The organism is Parabacteroides faecalis, from assembly GCF_022809355.1.
Taxonomy (GTDB): Bacteria; Bacteroidota; Bacteroidia; order Bacteroidales; family Tannerellaceae; genus Parabacteroides; species Parabacteroides faecalis.
On sequence record NZ_JAKZMM010000014.1, the window covers coordinates 1 to 21011 of the forward strand.

Genomic DNA, 21011 nt, shown 5'->3' on the forward strand with positions numbered 1-21011 from the left:
CGAATTATAGGGAAGATTAGCGCACTTACAATCCTACAATACATCAACTATAAAAACAACAAACCCATTGGCAAAGTTAAATATGCGCTAATTTAATTCCGCCAACGGGTTCTATATATAATATTGTGTCTGCAAATTCATTATGCTCTCAAGTCCTTTTACTTTTAAATCAAAAGGCTTATTCCTCACCATAAACAAGAACCATAAGCCGAGAAAAAACTCAGAGACTAGAAAACTGTTCTATTTTTCAGGCAACAAATGTAGTAAAAAATTTAAGTTTCGGCGTCTGCGTTCCGTTTTGATTACTGAGTTTATGAGTTTTTAAGTTGTTTATGCCCGATTCATCTGCCGGATAAACTGGCCATCTTAATTTGCCATTTGAAAAATAAAGCCTATTTTTGTGTTGATTGAAAAGCAAAATGTAACGATTAATCGTAAAAAAACAGGATAAAATGGAAGAAAAGAAAGATCAGATGAGCGGTTTGCCCGAAAATGCGTACCGCGAACTTAAAGAAGGAGAAGAATACCAACCCATGATGCGTCCGGATAAAACCTATCGGGAAGTAACGCCTTGGTCGGTTGGTTGGGGATTGGTTATGGCTGTCGTATTCAGTGCCGCCGCAGCCTTTTTAGGATTGAAAGTCGGACAGGTATTCGAAGCTGCCATTCCGATTGCCATCATTGCCGTCGGACTTTCCAGCGGATTCAAGCGGAAGAATGCTTTGGGCGAGAATGTCATCATCCAATCTATCGGAGCCAGCAGTGGTGTTATCGTGGCAGGAGCCATTTTTACGCTTCCGGCTCTTTACATTCTTCAAGACAAATATCCGGAAATCACGGTCAACTTCTTCGAAGTATTCATGAGTTCGTTGCTTGGTGGTATTTTAGGTATTTTGTTATTGATCCCTTTCCGCAAGTATTTCGTTTCGACCATGCACGGAAAATATCCTTTCCCGGAAGCAACAGCTACCACGCAGGTGTTAGTTTCGGGTGAAAAAGGCGGTAACCAGGCTAAGCCGTTGATCTTTGCCGGACTGATCGGTGGTTTATACGACTTCATCGTTGCTACTTTCGGCGGATGGAGCGAAACTGTCAGTACAACGATAGTCAGTGCCGGAGCAACCTTGGCAGAAAAGGTAAAACTGGTAATGAAGGTTAATACCGGTGCAGCCGTATTGGGATTGGGTTACATCATCGGACTCAAATATTCTTTAATTATATGTGCCGGTTCCTTCCTGGTTTGGCTCATCATCATCCCGGTGATGTCGGCAGTCTTCAGTACCGACGTTCTGACTTTAGGAAATGACGCCATCACCGCAACGGTAGGAAGTATGAGTGCTGAAGAAATCTTTACCACCTACGCCCGCCACATCGGTATCGGTGGTATTGCCACAGCCGGTGTGATCGGAATCATCAAATCGTGGGGAATCATTAAAGGAGCCGTAGGATTGGCCGTTAAGGAAATGAATAATAAAGGAGAAGCCAATATGGAACGTTTACCTCGTACGCAACGGGATATCCCGATGAAGATCATTTCTATGGGAGTTGTCGGAACGTTGATCGTAACAGCCTTCTTCTTTCAGTTTGGTTTGCTGGATAATCCTTTCTATGCCTTCATCGGACTTCTATTGGTAGCCGTCATCGCCTTCCTGTTTACTACGGTAGCAGCCAATGCGATTGCGATTGTCGGTACGAACCCGGTATCCGGAATGACATTAATGACCCTGATTCTGGCTTCCATCATCTTGGTTGCTTGCGGATTGAAAGGAACAGCCGGAATGGTTTCAGCCCTGATTATCGGAGGCGTTGTTTGTACAGCTTTGTCTATGGCCGGAGGTTTCATTACCGACCTGAAGATCGGATATTGGCTGGGTACTACACCGGCAAAACAAGAGACTTGGAAATTCCTGGGAACGCTGGTTTCGGCAGCTACTGTCGGCGGAGTTATCCTGATCCTGAATCAGACTTACGGATTTACCAGCGGACAGTTGGCAGCTCCGCAAGCCAATGCCATGGCAGCCGTAATCGAACCATTGATGAGTGGAGCCGGTGCTCCTTGGGCTCTTTACGGTATCGGTGCCGTACTGGCTATTGTGCTTAACTTCATGGGTGTTCCGGCACTGGCATTTGCCTTGGGTATGTTTATCCCGTTGGAACTGAATACACCGTTGTTGATCGGCGGTGCTATTAACTGGTACGTTGGAAGCCGGAGTAAAGACCAGGCATTGAACAATGCCCGCCTGGAAAAAGGTACGTTGCTTTCATCCGGATTCATTGCCGGTGGAGCCTTGATGGGTGTTGTCAGCGCAGCTCTTCGTTTTGCCGGAGTCGATTTATATCAAGCTGATTGGGCCGGAAGCAAGGGAGCCGAAGTCTTGGCCATCTTCATGTATTTGGCCTTGATGGCTTATCTGACCTACAGTTCATTGCGGGCTAAGAAAGAAACCAATTCATAATCCCTTCGCTCGAAGGGACGATTACCCTTAGCAGTAAGGGAGACTTTCCCTTACTGTTGAGGGAAGATCTCCCTTAGAACGGAGGGAACATTTCCCTTCACACGAAAGGAATACAATCAAACACCAATAAAAGAAAGGAATAACACACAAATCATGCGAGCACCAATTATTTATGTAGGCATTTTGACCCGCAAAGCCATTACGTTTACCTTCAATCAGGAATACGTCATGGTAGAAGATGGAGCTTTTCTGAAAGGCGAACAACGGGCGATACTTATCGACGGGAAAATCGTCTTCAACGGGAAAATGTATAACCAGCTTTTCTTCGAGCCTACTTCGCCGGATGCTACATTCGACTTGCAGGCCGTAACCATCGGTGTAGATTTTCACTGGCAACAGCAGGAAGACCAACGCTTCCAGGGAGCACTCGAAATTACTCCCTCGAAAGAAGGTCTGGTAGCAATCAACCATATAGACCTTGAACAATATCTGACGTGCGTGATTGCTTCTGAGATGAATGCCCGTTCTCCAAGAGAATTTCTGAAAGCCCATGCCGTTATTTCCCGAAGCTGGGTATTGGCACAGATCGAAAAGAAGCGTAAACAGACGGAACATCCGCAGAGTTGTTTCCGGGACAATGAGAAACTGATCCGTTGGTACGACCGCGAAGACCATACCTTATTTGATGTCTGCGCCGACGATCATTGCCAGCGTTACCAAGGTATGACACGTGCGGCCAAGAATCCGTATATTCAAGCCATCATCAAAGCGACGAGGGGAGAAGTACTTACTTACGAAGGAGAAATCTGCGACACTCGCTTCTCAAAATGCTGCGGTGGCGTTACCGAAGAGTTTGAACATTGTTGGGAACCGGTTCATCATCCTTACTTGTCGAGTGTAACCGACTGTCCCAATACCGAACCTGTTCCAGACTTAACACAAGAAGCAGAAGCCGAGAAATGGATCCGTTCTTGTCCTCCAGCCTTTTGTCAGACAAGCGACACGGATCTGCTCTCAATAATTCTCAACCAATACGATCAGTCCACGAACTTTTACCGTTGGGAAGTCAGTTATTCACAGGAGGAACTCAGCGAACTGATTTACCGGAAAAGCGGTATTCCTTTCGGAAAGATCATCGACTTGCTTCCCCTGAAGCGCGGGAAGTCCGGTCGGATAGAAGAATTGAAGATCGTCGGCTCAGAACGTTCTTACATCATCGGAAAGGAATTGGAAATACGCCGGATCCTATCCGAATCCCATCTGTACAGTTCAGCTTTCGTCGTTGACCGGTTCTTTGAAGAAGATCCGCAAATTCCGGTTCGCTTTGTATTGAAGGGAGCCGGCTGGGGACATGGAGTCGGTCTCTGCCAAATCGGGGCAGCCGTGATGAGTACGCAAGGATATGATTACCGGCAGATATTAACCCATTACTTTCCTGGATCCATTCTGGACAAACGCTATTAAAGATGAACAGCTACCTGATACTTCTGATTATCGCCCTCTATTTCGGGCTGCTGCTATTCATTGCCTGGCTGACCGGACGGAACAGCAGTAATGAAGCCTTTTTCCTGGGGAACCGAAAGTCGCCTTGGTATATCGTTTCCATCGGGATGGTAGGTACGTCGCTTTCGGGTGTAACCTTCGTTTCCGTACCGGGCATGGTACGTGGCATTGATATGACGTACATGCAGACCGTATTGGGATTCTTTGTCGGTTACATCCTCATCGCACAAGTTCTCTTACCATTATATTATAAGCTGCAACTGACGTCTATCTATTCCTACCTAGAAGAACGGATCGGACGATACAGTTACAAGACGGGAGCTTCCTTTTTCCTTCTCTCCAAGATGGTCGGAGCAGCCGCCCGGCTTTATCTGGTCGTACTGATCTTGCAGCATTACGTATTCAGTACCTGGAATATTCCATTCGGCATAACGGTTGTCATCAGTATCTTTCTGGTATGGTTATACACATTCCGAAGCGGTATCAAGACGATTATCTGGACCGATACGATTCAAGCCATCTGTCTGGTGGCCATGTTGGTGGTTATTATCTGGCAAGTCAAGGACAAACTGGGACTTGACATGGCTGGTATGGTAGATGCCATCGGTAAAGATTCGCACTTCCGGATCTTCGAGTTCTCCGACTGGCATAGCACCCAGCATTTTGCCAAGCAGTTCTTCAGCGGTATCTTCATTACCATTGTAATGACCGGTCTCGATCAGGATATGATGCAGAAGAATCTCTCCTGCAAAAGTCTGAAAGATGCTCAGAAGAATATGTACACATACGGCTTCGCTTTCACGCCGGTCAACTTCCTTTTCCTTTCCCTAGGTGTCTTATTGTTAATCCTGGCCGAGAAAGAACAGATTGCCTTACCCGCGATGAGCGATGATATTTTACCCATGTTTTGCACATCAGGTATCTTGGGTAGCAGTATCCTGATCTTTTTTACCATCGGTATTATTGCAGCCGCTTTCAGCAGTGCCGACTCGGCTCTGACGGCTTTGACAACTTCTTTCTGTGTCGATATTCTGGGTGTTACCCACCAAGAACCCAGACAAGCCAAAAGAACACGACTGAAAGTTCATTTGCTGATCTCCATCCTGTTCGCCCTGATCATTATCATCATCCGGGAAGTGAACGACCGAAGTATTATTGATGCCATTTACATGATCGCCTCATACACATACGGTCCGTTGTTAGGTCTGTTTGTTTTCGGACTTTTCACCCAAAAGCATCCAAGAGACAAATTTGTTCCGTATATTTGCATCGCCTCTCCGTTGATCTGCTTTTCCACCAGCTATCTGGTAGAGAAATACATCGGATATACATTCGGATACGAGATGCTCATGCTGAACGGCCTTATAACCTTTACGGGACTTTGGCTGTTATCCTATAAACATCAAACGAAATAATATAAAACATGGAAATAAAAAGCGCAGAATTTGTAATCAGTAACACCGACGTTAGGAAATGTCCGGAAGGAACACGGCCGGAATATGCGTTTATCGGACGAAGTAATGTGGGAAAATCATCCCTTATCAACATGCTGACAGCCCGTAAAGGTTTGGCCATGACTTCCCAGAAACCGGGGAAAACGCTTTTGATCAATCATTTCCTCATCAATAAGGAATGGTTTCTGGTTGACCTTCCTGGATACGGATTTGCCCAACGGGGAAAAGAAGGACGCGAGAATATCCGCCGCATCATCGAAAGCTATGTCTTGCAACGTCCACAGCTGACCTGCCTGTTTGTCTTACTGGACTGTCGCCACGAGCCTCAGAAAATAGACTTGGAGTTTATGGAATGGCTGGGAGAGAATGAAGTTCCGTTTGCGATCATCTTCACTAAGATTGACAAGATCAGTCGGGGCAGACTGACAGAAAACCTGAACAAATACAAAGAGCGCCTCTTGGAAACCTGGGAAGAATTGCCTCCTATCCTATTATCATCCTCTGAAACCAAAGACGGACGGGAAGAGATTCTGGATTACATCCAATCCATCAATCGCCAACTGCGGGATGAACGACTGGCGATGGAAAACTAAACCAAGCTTACCTATCATTGGAAAGCATATTCCCAACGAATAGCTTTCAAATGAGTAATAGAAATAAGAAAAAATGGACAGCGGCCTTTCGGTAACTGTCCATTTTTATTTACTTATAATCTTTCCGATAAGAAATCTTGGTGGCTGTCGGGAAATCGGCGGGAACTTTTTGGGTTACCTTTCCGGTTGCCGCCCATTCAGAACCGCGCAGTAACAAGACCTGAAATCCGGTACACTGCATGGCGGGATTGTTTTCCAACGTTTCGCCGGCATGTCCTAACATCAGGTGGAAAATCCGGGCTTTCCCATAATCAACTGTAAAGACCAGCGGTTCTTCGCGACCTGAACCACCTTTATCTTTCAGGGCAAAAGCGGTGTACATCAATGTGCCGATATTGGCAGGACCACGCATCCGGTCATAGAGTTCGTCTTGCGCATGCATCCATTGTTCGGGTAAACCTTTCAGAACCGGATGTCCTTGGCTACGTGTCGTCAATACATATTCACGCTGCGAGCCGTGTGAACCGCCCGGACCTGCCGTCATGTCTTTCTTCAGCTGATTGTTTTCCCAATAGGCATACGGGCCCGACTTTTCATCTCGTCCTTCCCAACCACCTAATGCGCAAATCTCATTATACTCTTTCCAGTTGGGGAAAGAATTGTTGGCAGCATGATAAATCACCACGCCTCCGCCTTTCTTGACATATTCTACAAATGCTTGATTGGTCTTTTCAGGCCACGGATCACCGTTATAATCGAGTACTACCAATTGATAGGCTGAGAAGTCGGGTGTAAAAGCCGACATATCTTCTCCTTTCTGAGGAGAAATAGCCAAGTCAACTTGAAATAAGCCGGAGTTTTCCAGAATCTTCTGGATGGCAATGTGGCTAACCGGCCAGTTGTGGTTGTTTTGTCCGGTTACGACCAACGTCTTGATAGGTTTCTGAGCCCAGACAGAAAAGATTCCCAGCATAAAGGCCGCCAGGAGAAGCCCTATTTTCTTGAACTGTTTCATGATATTATAAAGATTTTATAGGCACAGATTACACGGATTTCACAGATTCGATTATCCTTCTATATCCGTGAAATCCGTGCCTAAAATTAACACACTACTTATTATTAGCGTAAAGGAATATACTGTACAAAGGCTTCCATCGCTTCATAAGAAGCCAAGCCTAACTGCCGATACAAATCAGCCGTTGCCCGGTTGCGGTCTTCTGCACGCTGCCAGAACAGACGTTCGTCGTCGCCCAGATAAGGAGCGCTTTCAGCCTGCGACTGATGTTTCAGGATCGCATTCCGTTTGTGACGCAACTCTTCCGGAGAAATAGGAACGGCCATCTCGATGTGGTCCATTTCCCATTCAGCCCAAGCTCCGCGATACATCCAGATACGACAAGCTTTCAGCCAGTCTTCGTCCTTGATTTCATCGACAGCAGCCAAGATTGCATCCAGACAAACCTTGTGCGTACCATGCGGGTCTGCCAAATCACCAGCTACAAAGATCTGATCCGGCTTCAATTCTTCCAACAGGTTCTTGATAATATCCTTGTCGGCTTCGCTGATCGGGTTCTTCTTCACCAAACCAGTCTCATAGAACGGCAAGTCGAGGAAGTGAATATGGCTATCATCCTTGATACCTGTATAACGGCAGGCATGGCGCGCTTCTTCCCGACGGATCGTTCCTTTCATAAAGAGGACATCCGGACGTTCGGCTGCGTCATTTTCCACCTTTTCATAACGCAGGTAACGGATAATCTCATCCGCTTTATCCTTGATTGTTGTATCTGAAGGAGAATACTTGCTGCATACATCACGCAGATATTCACAATAACGAACCACTTCTTCATCACCTACGGCAATATTTCCTGAAGTCTGGTAAGCTATGTGCACATCATGATGCTGATCGCACAAACGACGGAAGGTTCCACCCATCGAAATCACATCATCATCGGGATGCGGACTAAAGATCAATACGCGTTTCGGATATGGAGTAGCCCGTTCCGGACGATCGGTATCATCAGCATTCGGCTTTCCGCCCGGCCAACCTGTAATCGTATGCTGAATATCGTTGAAGATCTTAATATTTACATTATAGGCAGAACCATACAAAGCCAATAATTCACCCAAGCCGTTTTCACTGTAATCCTTGTTGGTCAGTTTCAGGATCGGCTTACCGGTTTTCTGGCATAACCAGACAATGGCACGACGAATCAACTTATTATCCCATTCGCAGCTTGTCACTAACCAAGGATGACTGATACGAGTCAAGCTATAAGCAGCCGACAGATCAACAATCGCTTTCGCATTCTGATGAATCTGCAGATAAGTAGAAGGAGTACCGTCGCTGATCTTTCCTTCGATCGTTTCCTTCATAATAGCAGCCTTTTCATCACCCCAAGCCATTAGAATAACACTGCGAGCCTTCAGCATCGTCGAGATTCCCATCGTAATGATACCAGCCGGAACATTATCGGTCGAAGCAAACGTAGCAGCAGCCTCTTTACGAGACGCTCCTTCCAGCAATACCATCCGGGTACGTGAACTCTGTAATGTACCAGCCGAGTTAAACATGATATTACTATTTGAGCCTATTCCCAACAACATACAGTCGATCCCTCCGACTTGTTGTATCTTCTCTTCATATTGGGCGCAGAACTCCAGAATAGCATCTTTAGGCATACGGCCATCGGGATAATAAATATTCTCCGGCAATATATCAACCTGATCAAATAACTCGGCTTTCAGACGGTTTACAACTCCGCTCGTAGATGATGACAAAGGATAAAACTCATATTCAACGAAAACGATGACATGACGGAAACTCAACTGTTCCTCTTTATGCATCCGTACCAGCTCCTTGTAAACACTTTCCGGAGAGCGGCCACCCGGCAACGCCAGTACAAACTTCTGTCCAGCCTCTTGTTTCTTCCGGATTTGGGCAGCTATCTCTTTGGCAACGGCAAACGAGCCTTCCTCCATCGATTCGTAAATAGTAGTCGGCACTTTTTCCAAACGGGTCAGCACCGAATGTTCAAACGCATTTTCCGGACGATAATACCGGGTAGGAATGCGTGTCAACGTAATTTGCGAACTTAAATTTGTTTTCATCATATTATTGTTTAAGATGTATTATTTATTTTACTCTATAAAGGAACAAATTATTTTCGGGATTTGTTGTCTTTTGTCGGGAAAAATCCAACGCGGATCCATACGGTTCAACTCTTTTGATAGGCCAGCGGAGTCATTCCGGTCATCCGTTTGAAGAACTTGCAGAAGAAAGAGGTATTGGGGAAATTCAGCTCATCAGCTATCTGATAAATCAATTTGTTGCTGTATTTCAGTAAGACTTTCGCCTCGATAATAACGGCTTCGTTAATCCAGTCCATCACCGTCCGGTTGCTGGCTTGCCGAATCAGACTGTTCAGATACCGAGGAGTAAGACATAGCTTGTCGGCATAGAAAGACACATTCCGTTCCTGACTGGCATATTGATTGACCAACTGGATGAACTGATTGAATACTTGCTCCTGCCGCGACTGGTGTTTCTCTTCGTACAGCATCTGTTCTTGCAACAGGCAGGACAAATAATGAAACAAACCAAATACCAAGTGACGGATTACCTCCCGTTGCCAGCCTTTGGTCTGCAAGGTTTGCCAAATCGTCTGATAATATTGTTCCACACAAAGTGCTTCTTCCTCTTTCAAGGGAAGAAATACATTCAGCATTCCGTTCAAATACTTCTGCAGCAAATCGGAAGGCTTGGGCTCGCAGATAAAATCATTCTGGAAAACCAAGAATCGTACTTGCTCGGCTTTGGATATATCCTCAATCTGCGCAATTACGCCCGGCGAAAGGATAACAACAGCCGGCGCTTTTACATGGAAAGTCTGTAAGCGGACATGCATAATACCTTCTCCTTTCAAGAGCAAGACGATACGCCCTTCCGTTAACCGGTACGGCAGTCCACGAACCATCCGCGTACGGATCTCTTCATCGACCGCATTCAGTATGCCGAATTCCGGCAACAGAATGCGGTTCTTATTTCGCATATCTATCTGAAAGCGGTTAATCTCTTCCAGACCTAACCTGATGGGCTGATTGTTTTTCATGGCTATTCATTCAGACACTCGCCTGCTGAGAGATCAAATAAGCTGTATAAGCCACATAACAAACCACCAGCAAAGCACCTTCGATACGAGTGATGGTCCGTTTCTTGAAGAACCAGCCAACCAGCCAGAATAGCAGAGAGGAACCAATCAATACGGCTACATCTACATTATTGATATTCCCCATCGGCAACGGAGAAACGCTTGCACTACAACCCAGCACGAAGAAGATATTGAATAAATTACTACCAATTACGTTTCCAATGGCTATACCTGAATTCTTCTTCAAGGCTGCCGTGATAGAGGTTGCCAATTCAGGTAAAGAAGTTCCACCGGCAACCAATGTCAAACCAATGATGGACTCACTGACGCCTAACGAACGGGCAATCCCACTGGCGCCTTCTACAAACAATTGTCCGCCACCAATCAGTCCGGCCAGACCACCCAAGATAAACAAAGCGGATTTCCAACCCGGCATCTCTTTGATCTTCTGTTCTTCACCAGATTCAGTATCCGATCCGTTGCGGGCAATGGCAAAGGTATAACGCATGAAGATCAAGAAAAAGGCCAGCAATACCAAACCATCAATCCGACTGATGACGTTCACCGACCCACCGTCTAATAAAATGTCGTTGGCAAAGAAAGCCAGGACAAACGACGATAAAATAACCAACGGTATTTCCTTACTCATCGTGCCCTCGCCTACTTTCATAGGCAAGACCAAAGCTGTACAACCAATAATCATCAGGATATTGAAGATATTACTTCCGACTACGTTACCGATAGCCATTTCCGCACTGCCTTTGATGGACGACAACAAACTGATGACCAATTCGGGGGCTGATGTACCGAAAGCCACAATAGTCAAACCAATTACCAAATCCGAAATCCGGAATTTCTTTGCCACGGCTGCCGAGCCGTCGGTCAATGCATTGGCGCCTATCAGAATAAGCGCCAATCCTCCTATCAAACAGATTAAATCTAACATGTATTTTATATTAAACTATACGTTATCTTATTCATACCAAACGGGACCCGGCTTGTTGCCCATAACAAAATGAATCGTATCGCCCTGCATAATCATCTCGTGGGTGATATAACTCTTGTTGTATGGCTGTCCGTTTACAGTAACCGACTGGATATAGATATTTTCATCACTCACATTCTCTGCCCGGACAACAAAGGTCTTGCCGTTTGCCAAATACATCTTCACTTCGGGGAAGATCGGCGAACCGATTTCATATAGTCCGCTTATCGGATCTACTGGATAGAATCCCATGGCACTGAATACATACCACGATGACATCTGTCCGCAATCTTCGTTACCGCAAATACCGTCTGGCGTATTCTTATATAAAGTATGCATTACCTGAGCTGCATATTGCTGCGTCTTCCAAGGCTGCTTTACCCGATTGTATAAATAAATCACATGATGACCCGGTTCGTTGCCATGCGCATACTGGCCAATCATTCCGGTACTGAAAATCGGCAGCTTGCTCTTGTCGGCCGTTTCATACGTGAACATACTGTCCAGACGTTCGGCAAAGCGGGCTTCACCTCCGGTCAGTTCAATCAGGCCATCGATATCATGGGCTACCGACCAATAGTATTGCCATCCATTACTTTCACAAATATCTTCGATATAGGCTTCCGGATCATAGTTCGGGATAAAGTTTCCTTTCGAATCACGCGGCTGCATGAACGAAGTCTCCGGATTGAATACGTTTCTATAGTTTTGTGAACGGCGATAGAACTCGTCGGCAATCTCCTTCTCTCCCATCGCTTCTGCCATACGGGCGATGCAATAATCATCGTAGGCATATTCCATTGTCTTCGACATCGACCAGTTTTCATGATCACATGCTACATAACCTTTTTCCTTATAGAAACCAATCGAACGATAATCATCCCGGTTGGCTGTTGTTACGCAAGCTTCGAGGGCTTTTACCGGATCAAAGTCGCCGATTCCTTTCAGATAAGCATCCACAATTACCGGAACCGCATGATAACCGATCATCATATCGGTCTCCCAACCATACAGGTTCCACAACGGAAGCGCTCCGTTCTGCTCATAAAAATGAAGGAAACACTGAATCATATCGCTTACCCGCTCCGGCTGGAGATAGGTAAACAACGGATGAGAAGCACGATACGTATCCCATAAAGAGAAAGTCGAATAGTTTGTCCATCCTTCAGCCTGATGTACTTGTCCGTCCGGACCAAAATACGAACCATCTACATCCGAATAGATTGTCGGTGCCAGCATCGCATGATACATCGCCGTATAGAAAATCGTTTTCTTATCGGCATCATCAGATGTCACCTCGATCTTCGCCAGTTCTTTCGTCCAATTCTCCTGAGCCTGCTTCATATAGAAATCAAAGTCATCCTTCGGAGCTTCGGCTTCCAGGTTGCGGGCCGCAGCTTCCATACTGGTACCCGACAGTGCTGTCGTTACCAGAATTTCTTCGTTTTGCTTGGTCTTGAAATCGAAACGGGCAATGGCAGCCGTACCGATACGTCCTTTGTCCTTCGTCGTGATGGCGGTTGTATCCAGCTGGAAGGCATCAAACGGACGGGAGAAACGGGTTTGGAAATAGATGTATTGCTTCGGCGACCAGCCCCATGAATGGCGATATCCGCGGATGGTGCACGAATCGACTACTTCGATATGCGAATCGGCAGTAAAGTCCCAGTTCATCGCTTTCTTCAGATTCAAGAAGATAGACGATTCTGCTTCGGGGAAGGTATAACGCTGGATACCGCAGCGCTCTGTTGCCGTCAGTTCTACATTAATATTATAGTCTTTCAGTAATACCCGGTAATATCCGGCAGAAGCCGACTCGTCATTATGCGAGAACGAAGAATAAATTCCCAACGGTTCTGCTCCCGTCTTATACGGATTCGTGACGGGCATAAAGGAAATATCATATAAGTCACCGGCACCTGTTCCTGAAAGGTGTGTATGACTAAATCCGGCAATTGTCGAATCCGGATAGTAATAACCGGAGATACGGTCCCAACCCGGCAATCCGTTGTCCGGGCTCAATTGCACCATACCAAACGGTACCTGAGCTCCCGGATAGGTATTTCCGGTAAAGTCTGTACCGATCATCGGATTCGTATATCCGATCAAATCTTCCTCAACCTTTTCTTGAGGTGCAGGTGTACACGCCAACCCCATGCACAACGGCAAGGCGAACCAGAAAGCATATTTGTGTTTCATGCTTATGAATGTATTAATTGTTTATAGTTTTCATCTTTGCAAATGTATAGAAAAATCAGATGGAATACAACCACATCCCGCCAAAACGTTCGCGGCGCAGCTTCCCTTCTTCAACCATCCGGCGCAAATCGACCGAGGCTTTGTTGCGTCCGCATTCGTTGAGCGAAGCATATTCCTTTCCAGTGATATGAGGATGTTCCTGCAAATAAGCCAAGGTACGTTCTTCCCGCTCTGTATCTGTCAGTCCCGAAGGTGTCTCTTCGTCCACCCGCCTCAACGACATCGCACGCAAACGTTCACGTAACTTACCCGACGACCGGAAATGAACATCCCGAAAACGAATGGATTCAGCCCGAACTTTCTTGTCTTCAAGCGGACGATGTGTCAGAACGGCGCTGAAAGTTCCTATCCCTTCAAGCTCTACATTCCGGCCGTTATTCAACGACTCGACAATCAGATCCTGCAACACTTGCAAAGCCGCCTTCAAATCGGCTGGCGACAAAGCCGTCCGCTCGCGTACCTGATCGATCAGTTCACCTGAACGGGCCGTCATTTCAGGAGCAAAACGCGCATGATATAATACCTTTCCGTCCGATTTACGGGCAGTCAAATTCTTTACCAACTTGTAATTTGCTGTCATTATTCCCCTTCCTTTCTGTTTATTCCTCCGTACCGTTATCTGTTTCCTCCCGGGAAACTAATACCTGTCTAACGGAGATTTATGTTAAAACCAACGAGACCTTATCCTTCCTCCGGTCGAAGGATGGGTTTCCTCCGATCGGGGGACACTATTCCTCCGGTCGAAGGATGGGTTTCCTCCGATCGGGGGACACTATTCCTCCGGCCGAAGGACACCTTTCCTTCGATCGGAGGAAAGATAACATCCTGTATGCAAAGATATAGTTTGTAACGAGAAAAGCAATAAGGATCAACAGATTTATACGAAAGTTACCGACAAAAAAAGATCGCCCCGACAGAGATTCAATCTGCCGAAGCGATCTTTCTATTCAGATAAATGAACTTTATTGTTTTTATTCCGTTTCGAGCGCCGTTTCTTCCTCGTCTTCTTTCGGTGCTTTCTTTACGAAGAATGCACTCAACTCATATAGCCCATAAAGCGGGAAAAAGACGATACCCAACGTAAACGGATCACTACTTGGCGTAATAAAGGCAGCAGCTACCAACAAAGCGACAATGGCATGCCGGCGGTACTTGTGGAAGAATGAGCGGTTCAACACACCAACCTGCGACAAAAGCCACGACACGAGCGGCATCTCAAAGACGATTCCCATCACAAAAATAAGCATCAGGAAATTGTCCATATACGAATCCAAAGATACTTGCTCGACAATCGCTTCACTCAACTGATAAGTAGCCAAAAACCGAAGCGTCATCGGAAACACCAGGAAGTAACCAACAGCACAACCAACGAAAAACATGATTGTACCGCACATAAATACCCAGCGGACGTTTTTCTTTTCGTTCTCATACAAAGCCGGACTGATAAACTTCCAGATCTCGTACATCATATACGGGAATGTCAGTAAAAGAGCCAGCCAGAACGAAGTCGTCATGTGGGTAAAAAACTGCGACGCCAACTTGATATTGACAATATTCACATGGAAATCATCATTGCAAAAATCAGGCAGAACGGAAAGAACCGAACTGATCTTGCACATTTCCCTGTACGTAATAAAATCAGAATAACAAGGAGCCGTCACCACATTGTCAAACAACCACGGCATTACCGAGAAACCGGCAATAGCAAAGATAAATAGAGCTACAATGATGCGAAATAAGGTCCAACGAAGTTCTTCCAGGTGATCCCAGAATGACATTTCATCTTGTTGTTCCATCTTTCTTACTTACCTTTGTTTTCCGTATCGTCAACTTTGATATCTTCTTCTAAGCCCTTAACGCCGTCTTTAAAATTCTTCACTCCCTTACCCAGACCTTTCATCAGTTCAGGAATTTTCTTACCACCAAACAACAAAAGCACAATTAAAGCGATAATAATGATTTCGCCTGTTCCCAAATTTCCAATAAATAGTAAATTGTCCATGATATTATTACATTAAAAATAATCTATTAATAAATCTTTAACGGGCACAAAGATACTATTTGAAATGAATTATACCCACATTATTCGAAATTTATTACCTTTGTGCCGTCTTAAAAAACTAAAATTAGAAAATTATTAAGAAACATGAAAGCGTATGTATTCCCCGGTCAGGGCGCGCAGTTTGTAGGTATGGGCAAAGACCTGTACGACAACAATTCTCTTGCTAAAGAGATGTTTGAAAAAGCGAACGATATTCTGGGATTCCGTATTACGGATCTGATGTTCGCAGGTACAGATGAAGATTTGAAACAAACGAAAGTTACTCAGCCTGCTATCTTCCTTCACTCCGTGATCCTGGCTAAAACATTGGGCGAAGAGTTCCAGCCGGATATGACTGCAGGTCATTCCTTAGGAGAATTCTCTGCATTGGTTGCAGCCGGAGCTTTATCGTTCGAAGATGGTTTGGTATTGGTTTCAAAACGAGCCATGGCAATGCAGAAAGCTTGTGAAAAGACACCGTCAACAATGGCAGCTGTATTGGCTTTGCCGGATGCAAAGGTTGAAGAAATCTGTGCAAGCATTCAAGACGAAGTAGTAGTTTGCGCCAATTACAATTGCCCGGGACAATTAGTTATTTCAGGAACAATTCCGGGTATCGATGCTGCTTGCGAAAAGATGCTGGCTGCTGGTGCTAAACGCGCCTTGAAGCTGAAAGTAGGTGGAGCCTTCCATTCTCCGTTAATGGAACCGGCACGCGCAGAACTGGCTGCAGCCATCGAAGCTACTTCATTCAAAGCTCCGTCTTGTCCGGTTTATCAGAACGTAAGTACAAAAGGTGAAACTTGTCCGGATACCATCAAGGCTAATTTGATTGCTCAGCTGACAGCTCCGGTTCGCTGGACTCAGTCTGTTCAGAACATGATTGCTGATGGAGCTACTCACTTTATCGAATTAGGTCCGGGTGCTGTACTGCAGGGTCTGATCAAGAAGATCAACAAAGAAGTTACAACGGAAGGTAAACAATAATCTTTGCAGATTATCCTTTCCTACTCAATCATTGCCGTGTGTCGTCTGAATGATGACGGATACGGCAATGATTGATTTTTCATACGATTTATAGCTGTTTTCCATTCATGAACAACAAATATCCTTCTGCTTTATTGGAGAATGCCGTCAATGAACTGGCATCTTTACCCGGAGTCGGCCGGAAAACGGCTCTTCGACTGGCTTTACATATTCTGCGCCGGGACGTACCGTATGCAGAAAGTTTTGCCAAAGCAATCGTGGACTTGCGGCGTGAGATCAAATATTGCCGGGTCTGCCACAACATCTGCGACGAAGATATTTGTTCTATCTGTGCCAATCCGGCACGCGACCATTCATTGGTATGCGTAGTGGAGAACATTAAAGAAGTCATGGCGATCGAAAACACCGGACAGTTTCGCGGAGTTTATCATGTCTTGGGCGGAATCATTTCTCCTATGGATGGTATTGGTCCCAGCGATTTGCAAATAGACAGTCTGGTAGAACGTGTCAAGACAGGAGAAGTAAAAGAAGTGATCCTGGCCTTGAGTACGACAATGGAAGGAGATACGACCAATTTCTTCATCTACCGTAAGCTATCTCCATTCGATGTAAAGATAAGTGTCATTGCCCGTGGAGTTTCCATTGGGGATGAAATCGAATATGCCGATGAAGTAACCTTGGGCCGTTCCATCTTGAACCGGACCAGCTTCAATGATGCTATCAAACTTTAATTAATCGGTTTTCTGCATGTACGAGACTCAGTTATCTATTGTTATTGTCAATTATAATGTCAAATATTTCCTGCAACAGTGTCTGTATTCAGTACGGGCTGCCACGCAAGGACTCGAAACAGATATTTATGTAGTGGATAACCATTCGACAGATCAGTCTGTTGAATACCTGCGTCCGTTGTTTCCGGAAGTTACATTCATTGAAAACACTGAGAATGTAGGTTTCGCCAAAGCCAACAACCAGGCACTCCGGATCTGTAAAGGAGAATATGTCTTGATACTGAATCCCGATACCGTCATTGGCGAAGAATCCCTGCGAAGTCTTTACTTCTTTATGGAAGATCATCCCGAAGCCGGAGCCTTAGGACTGAAGATGATTAACGGCAATGGAATATTCCTGGCTGAGAGTAAACGTTCCTTCCCGACACCTTGGGTTTCATTCTGCAAGTTATTCGGATTATCCAAACTGTTTCCCAACTCGCCGAAGTATGCCAGCTATGCTTTACCGTATCTTTCACCCGACGAACAACACGAAGTGGATGTTCTCTGCGGTGCCTTCATGTTAATGCGTCACGAAGCCCTCGACAAGATCGGATTATTAGACGAAGACTTTTTCATGTATGGCGAGGACATTGATCTTTCCTATCGTTTTATTCAGGGAGGATACAAAAACTTCTACATGCCGGAACGGATGTTGCATTACAAAGGAGAAAGCACGCAGAAGTTATCCTATCGTTTCCTCCAACGGTTTTACGGAGCCATGCTGATCTTCTATCGGAAACATTACGCTCAGTCATCTCCGCTATTAAATGGAGCAGTCAAAGCCGCAGTTATGATCAGAGCCGGTCTGGCTTCGCTCAGTAATATAAAAGGTAAAAAGTCTGCTACACCCAGACATCGTCGCATATTGGTTGTTTGCCGGAAAGAATCTCTGGAAGAAACCAAGAAAACAATCGCCCAAAAGTTCCCAACATGTGAACATATCAACTTATGGGACTTAAATGAAGAGCGAATCACAGCAGCCATCTGTCGGAAGAACCAGATGAAACGTTTTACCGATATTGTATTTGTTTATCCGGATACCCGCTTCGAACAGATGTTCCTGCTTATGGATCTGATGCCAAACAAGCAGATGACTTATCACATCTTCCATCGAGAACATAATTTATTTGTTTCACCCGGAAAATAATTGTAGCATGACATTACTACGAGACGACCTAATCCAACTAAGAGCCATTGAGCCGGAAGACTTGGAAGTATTATACCGATGGGAAAACAATGCAGACTTATGGGAAGTAGGCGATACATTAGCGCCCTTTTCCAAATATGTATTGCGGGAATACATTGCTGAATCGTACCGGGATATTTATGACCTGAAGCAACTGCGGCTCATCATTGAGCACCAGAAAGACCAGAAAGCTGCCGGTATGATGGATCTCTTCAATTTCGATCCGTATCATAGTCGGGCTGCCATGGGCATGTTGATTGATCCCGATTACCAGCATCAAGGAATAGGAAGAAGAGCACTCAACCTGATGTTGGAATATAGCTTTTCATTCTTGAAGCTACATCAATTATATGTACACATTCCGGCACACAACAAAGCCAGTCTGCAATTATTCCTGACAAGCGGATTTAGCATTCAAGGAACCCTTAAAGACTGGCTGCATACAACAGAAGGATACAAAGACGTCTTGGTCTTGCAACGGATCAACGCAAGGTAAAAAGTTATCAATTCAAGAACGGGTCTTTCGGAAATTGAATCCAAGGCTTGTACTGTTCTCCTAAATTGACAACAGTATATTTCCAGAATGCTTCACCGGCATCTTCAAATACCCGCTGATCGTCGGAATGTCCTACGGCCCAAGAGTTAGCCTTGATTTCATCCTTCAACTGTCCTTTTCCCCAACCGGAATATCCGATGAAGAACTTCACCTTATCCGCAAAGTTATGTTCTGAAAGCATATAATCCCGCAACGCATCAAAGTCGCCATCAAAATAAAGGTGATCGTTAATAGGAAATGAATTCGGAATAACCGCATTGCCCAATGAATGAACAAAGAACAAACGGTTCGAAGCAACAGGACCACCCAGGTAAATTGGGGTTTCCGGCAGATGTTCAAGTTCAGGAAACAGCATATTGATAGTCAGTTCCGTCTTTTTATTCAGGATGAATCCCATTGATCCTGTATCTCCTGAATGCTCGACCAACAAGACAACCGAACGCTGGAAATAGGCGTCACGCAAGAAAGGTTCCGAAATCAACAAACGACCAGGTTGAGGATGCAAATCATTGTGGACGACTTTAAATATGTCATTATTAGAGATCATTCGCTTCAGTATTTGATATCATTTATTTCTTGCTACAAGATAAGGCGAATAAACGACTATTACAAATATATTGAAGCGAATTTCTAAAAAAACATGAAAATAGGTAATTGAGCTCCTATTCTTTCTTGAATTGCTTGATCAAGATGGACGGATTCACCCGCAAATAAGCTCCGGCAGAGAAGCTGTAGCTCATCGGTCTGATACTCCAGTCTTCGCCTAATGCAGCCCGGCGGTATTGCTTGTGCAAATAGAAATCAGCATCAGCTCCCAATGTGATTCCTGCTCCTAACCGACGGGCATATTCCAAGCCCAAGCAAAACATCCCTGTTGAATCAAACATTGTTCCCGGTTCATCAACAGACATAGTATTAAAGAATGGATTGGCCAACAACGGAACATAGGAGTTATTTGTCCACCACGCAGCCTTAACACGCAAGTCTTTCAGATCAGTATAAGCTTTCAGATAATATCCTTTTCCCCAGTTCAAAACTGTTTCATGCCAGGAATAGACAAAATCGGCTTCCACTCCTACCCGTTTGACAACCGGATGCGGAAGATTCCAATAAGCGCCGGCACCTATCGCTCCACATAGATATGTCTGAACTGAATTCACATGAATCGTATCAATCTCACCTCCTCGATGCTGTACCATAACTTGCAAAGGCATATAGGCATGAAACGGACTTTCTTCTTCATTCAGCTTAAGCCGTGATGACAAACCAAGCAGGAAAGCTTCCTGATGTACATCATTACGGAAGATAAAACTTTGCCAATCCAACCATACATCCAGATCAAAATGACGAGACGAGAAAAGAACCTGCAAACCAGCTTCCGGATCGGCTGTCAAGTTTAATTCCGAACTGTACAAAGGCTCTACCAGCCGATGATTACTCTTTCCATAAATATCACCAAACACAAGCGACCATTTTCCTAAATCAACTTGCGCCCGCAACCACGGCAAAGCATGAAATCCTTTCTGATACGTCTGACTGTCCCATTCTGCAATACCTTGATAAGCCGTATAAGGATAATTGAATGCGCCCCAATAATGTAATAAATGAGCACCTAATTCCAACTTAACATTTGGTAAAGGATAATACACCATCTTCGGTTGCAACCAGAAACCGGGTAACGAATAGCCTTTCTGCAATTTACCATCGTATTCATTGTCCTTGAAGTAAGTAATATTATCTACTTCTACCAGCCATTTTCCCTGATTCATTGAGTCAATCTTCGTTTCCGAACGATACAGCTTTGCATCAAGCTGTGCTCCTACCGTACAGGCTGCTCCTATCCAAACCAGCAAAAGAATCCATTTTCTCATTGTTTCCACCTTATTTTTCCGGCTGCAAATGTAAAAAAAGAATCCGAACCTATCCGTAAAGCAGGCATACCAAATGAAAGAGGCATAAAATATACTTCAAAAAACGTGCAAAATCCAAGAAAGAGGTCTTTCCCACACTTTGCACGTCTGCGAGAAGCGATTTAGGGGTCTTTCTTGCACTCTGCAAGTCGTACAA

At 45.0% G+C, this 21011-nt stretch carries 18 protein-coding genes; 8 read left to right on the forward strand and 10 right to left on the reverse strand.

Going from position 1 to position 21011, the window contains the following annotated elements; translation table 11 throughout:
* Positions 1–452 precede the first annotated feature (452 nt).
* The 4 genes from MUN53_RS07055 to yihA all read left to right on the forward strand — a co-directional run bounded on the left by MUN53_RS07055 (position 453) and on the right by yihA (position 6006).
* Positions 453–2456 carry an OPT family oligopeptide transporter gene (locus MUN53_RS07055; protein ID WP_243324277.1) on the forward strand — a complete coding sequence of 668 codons (2004 nt, stop codon included), beginning with the start codon at positions 453–455 and terminating at the stop codon, positions 2454–2456.
* A 153-nt stretch (positions 2457–2609) separates the two neighbouring features.
* Positions 2610–3920 carry a SpoIID/LytB domain-containing protein gene (locus MUN53_RS07060; protein ID WP_243324279.1) on the forward strand — a complete coding sequence of 437 codons (1311 nt, stop codon included), beginning with the start codon at positions 2610–2612 and terminating at the stop codon, positions 3918–3920.
* A gap of 2 nt (positions 3921–3922) precedes the next feature.
* Positions 3923–5374 carry a sodium:solute symporter gene (locus MUN53_RS07065; protein ID WP_243324281.1) on the forward strand — a complete coding sequence of 484 codons (1452 nt, stop codon included), beginning with the start codon at positions 3923–3925 and terminating at the stop codon, positions 5372–5374.
* 8 nt (positions 5375–5382) lie between these two features.
* Positions 5383–6006: a ribosome biogenesis GTP-binding protein YihA/YsxC gene (gene yihA / locus MUN53_RS07070; protein WP_243324288.1), complete on the forward strand. Its 624-nt coding sequence runs from the start codon at positions 5383–5385 to the stop codon at positions 6004–6006.
* A 109-nt stretch (positions 6007–6115) separates the two neighbouring features.
* On the opposite strand, the gene MUN53_RS07075 is transcribed toward yihA, so the two are convergent.
* From MUN53_RS07075 to tatA, 8 genes are all read right to left on the reverse strand, one after another.
* Positions 6116–7021, reverse strand: a complete 906-nt coding sequence (locus tag MUN53_RS07075) for a ThuA domain-containing protein (RefSeq protein ID WP_243324290.1) — start codon at positions 7019–7021, stop codon at positions 6116–6118.
* A 104-nt stretch (positions 7022–7125) separates the two neighbouring features.
* Positions 7126–9117: a glucosamine-6-phosphate deaminase gene (locus tag MUN53_RS07080; protein WP_243324432.1), complete on the reverse strand. Its 1992-nt coding sequence runs from the start codon at positions 9115–9117 to the stop codon at positions 7126–7128.
* 107 nt (positions 9118–9224) lie between these two features.
* A complete protein-coding gene (locus MUN53_RS07085; protein WP_243324292.1) occupies positions 9225–10118 on the reverse strand; it encodes a helix-turn-helix transcriptional regulator in 894 nt (297 codons plus the stop codon).
* A 10-nt stretch (positions 10119–10128) separates the two neighbouring features.
* The gene (locus tag MUN53_RS07090; RefSeq protein ID WP_243324299.1) at positions 10129–11103 is read right to left on the reverse strand and encodes a calcium/sodium antiporter; all 975 of its coding nucleotides are present in this window, start codon (positions 11101–11103) and stop codon (positions 10129–10131) included.
* Positions 11104–11130: 27 nt separating this feature from the next.
* Positions 11131–13341: a GH92 family glycosyl hydrolase gene (locus tag MUN53_RS07095; RefSeq protein ID WP_243324302.1), complete on the reverse strand. Its 2211-nt coding sequence runs from the start codon at positions 13339–13341 to the stop codon at positions 11131–11133.
* A 55-nt stretch (positions 13342–13396) separates the two neighbouring features.
* Positions 13397–13981 (reverse strand): HU family DNA-binding protein, encoded by a 585-nt coding sequence (locus MUN53_RS07100; RefSeq protein WP_243324308.1) that lies wholly within the window; start codon positions 13979–13981, stop codon positions 13397–13399.
* Between the two features lie 391 nt (positions 13982–14372).
* Complete coding sequence (gene tatC / locus MUN53_RS07105) at positions 14373–15197, reverse strand: twin-arginine translocase subunit TatC (RefSeq protein ID WP_243324311.1); 825 nt, start codon at positions 15195–15197, stop codon at positions 14373–14375.
* A 5-nt stretch (positions 15198–15202) separates the two neighbouring features.
* Positions 15203–15403 (reverse strand): twin-arginine translocase TatA/TatE family subunit, encoded by a 201-nt coding sequence (gene tatA / locus MUN53_RS07110; RefSeq protein ID WP_243324313.1) that lies wholly within the window; start codon positions 15401–15403, stop codon positions 15203–15205.
* A 144-nt stretch (positions 15404–15547) separates the two neighbouring features.
* On the opposite strand from tatA, the gene fabD reads away from it, so the two are divergent.
* The 4 genes from fabD (at position 15548) to MUN53_RS07130 (ending at position 18884) form a co-directional block, all read left to right on the forward strand.
* Positions 15548–16429 carry an ACP S-malonyltransferase gene (gene fabD, locus MUN53_RS07115; RefSeq protein WP_022455857.1) on the forward strand — a complete coding sequence of 294 codons (882 nt, stop codon included), beginning with the start codon at positions 15548–15550 and terminating at the stop codon, positions 16427–16429.
* 107 nt (positions 16430–16536) lie between these two features.
* Positions 16537–17160 (forward strand): recombination mediator RecR, encoded by a 624-nt coding sequence (gene recR, locus MUN53_RS07120; protein WP_022455858.1) that lies wholly within the window; start codon positions 16537–16539, stop codon positions 17158–17160.
* A 16-nt stretch (positions 17161–17176) separates the two neighbouring features.
* A complete protein-coding gene (locus tag MUN53_RS07125; protein ID WP_243324316.1) occupies positions 17177–18349 on the forward strand; it encodes a glycosyltransferase family 2 protein in 1173 nt (390 codons plus the stop codon).
* A gap of 7 nt (positions 18350–18356) precedes the next feature.
* A complete protein-coding gene (locus MUN53_RS07130; RefSeq protein WP_243324317.1) occupies positions 18357–18884 on the forward strand; it encodes a GNAT family N-acetyltransferase in 528 nt (175 codons plus the stop codon).
* Positions 18885–18891: 7 nt separating this feature from the next.
* Here MUN53_RS07130 and MUN53_RS07135 read toward each other — a convergent pair whose 3' ends face one another.
* Both MUN53_RS07135 and MUN53_RS07140 read right to left on the reverse strand, forming a co-directional pair.
* Positions 18892–19491 (reverse strand): YqgE/AlgH family protein, encoded by a 600-nt coding sequence (locus MUN53_RS07135; RefSeq protein WP_022455861.1) that lies wholly within the window; start codon positions 19489–19491, stop codon positions 18892–18894.
* A gap of 115 nt (positions 19492–19606) precedes the next feature.
* Positions 19607–20815 (reverse strand): hypothetical protein, encoded by a 1209-nt coding sequence (locus tag MUN53_RS07140; RefSeq protein WP_243324319.1) that lies wholly within the window; start codon positions 20813–20815, stop codon positions 19607–19609.
* Between the last annotated feature and the right edge of the window lie 196 nt (positions 20816–21011).

What these genes read in the sequence shown, in the direction of transcription:
- recR (WP_022455858.1), top strand. Translation starts at nt 16,537, where the DNA reads ATGAACAACAAATATCCTTCTGCTTTATTGGAGAATGCCGTCAATGAA.
- MUN53_RS07080 (WP_243324432.1), bottom strand. Translation starts at nt 9,117, where the DNA reads ATGAAAACAAATTTAAGTTCGCAAATTACGTTGACACGCATTCCTACC.
- MUN53_RS07065 (WP_243324281.1), top strand. Translation starts at nt 3,923, where the DNA reads ATGAACAGCTACCTGATACTTCTGATTATCGCCCTCTATTTCGGGCTG.
- MUN53_RS07085 (WP_243324292.1), bottom strand. Translation starts at nt 10,118, where the DNA reads ATGAAAAACAATCAGCCCATCAGGTTAGGTCTGGAAGAGATTAACCGC.
- MUN53_RS07075 (WP_243324290.1), bottom strand. Translation starts at nt 7,021, where the DNA reads ATGAAACAGTTCAAGAAAATAGGGCTTCTCCTGGCGGCCTTTATGCTG.
- MUN53_RS07095 (WP_243324302.1), bottom strand. Translation starts at nt 13,341, where the DNA reads ATGAAACACAAATATGCTTTCTGGTTCGCCTTGCCGTTGTGCATGGGG.
- fabD (WP_022455857.1), top strand. Translation starts at nt 15,548, where the DNA reads ATGAAAGCGTATGTATTCCCCGGTCAGGGCGCGCAGTTTGTAGGTATG.
- MUN53_RS07090 (WP_243324299.1), bottom strand. Translation starts at nt 11,103, where the DNA reads ATGTTAGATTTAATCTGTTTGATAGGAGGATTGGCGCTTATTCTGATA.
- MUN53_RS07100 (WP_243324308.1), bottom strand. Translation starts at nt 13,981, where the DNA reads ATGACAGCAAATTACAAGTTGGTAAAGAATTTGACTGCCCGTAAATCG.
- MUN53_RS07135 (WP_022455861.1), bottom strand. Translation starts at nt 19,491, where the DNA reads ATGATCTCTAATAATGACATATTTAAAGTCGTCCACAATGATTTGCAT.
- MUN53_RS07140 (WP_243324319.1), bottom strand. Translation starts at nt 20,815, where the DNA reads ATGAGAAAATGGATTCTTTTGCTGGTTTGGATAGGAGCAGCCTGTACG.
- tatA (WP_243324313.1), bottom strand. Translation starts at nt 15,403, where the DNA reads ATGGACAATTTACTATTTATTGGAAATTTGGGAACAGGCGAAATCATT.
- MUN53_RS07055 (WP_243324277.1), top strand. Translation starts at nt 453, where the DNA reads ATGGAAGAAAAGAAAGATCAGATGAGCGGTTTGCCCGAAAATGCGTAC.
- tatC (WP_243324311.1), bottom strand. Translation starts at nt 15,197, where the DNA reads ATGGAACAACAAGATGAAATGTCATTCTGGGATCACCTGGAAGAACTT.
- MUN53_RS07125 (WP_243324316.1), top strand. Translation starts at nt 17,177, where the DNA reads ATGTACGAGACTCAGTTATCTATTGTTATTGTCAATTATAATGTCAAA.
- MUN53_RS07130 (WP_243324317.1), top strand. Translation starts at nt 18,357, where the DNA reads ATGACATTACTACGAGACGACCTAATCCAACTAAGAGCCATTGAGCCG.
- MUN53_RS07060 (WP_243324279.1), top strand. Translation starts at nt 2,610, where the DNA reads ATGCGAGCACCAATTATTTATGTAGGCATTTTGACCCGCAAAGCCATT.
- yihA (WP_243324288.1), top strand. Translation starts at nt 5,383, where the DNA reads ATGGAAATAAAAAGCGCAGAATTTGTAATCAGTAACACCGACGTTAGG.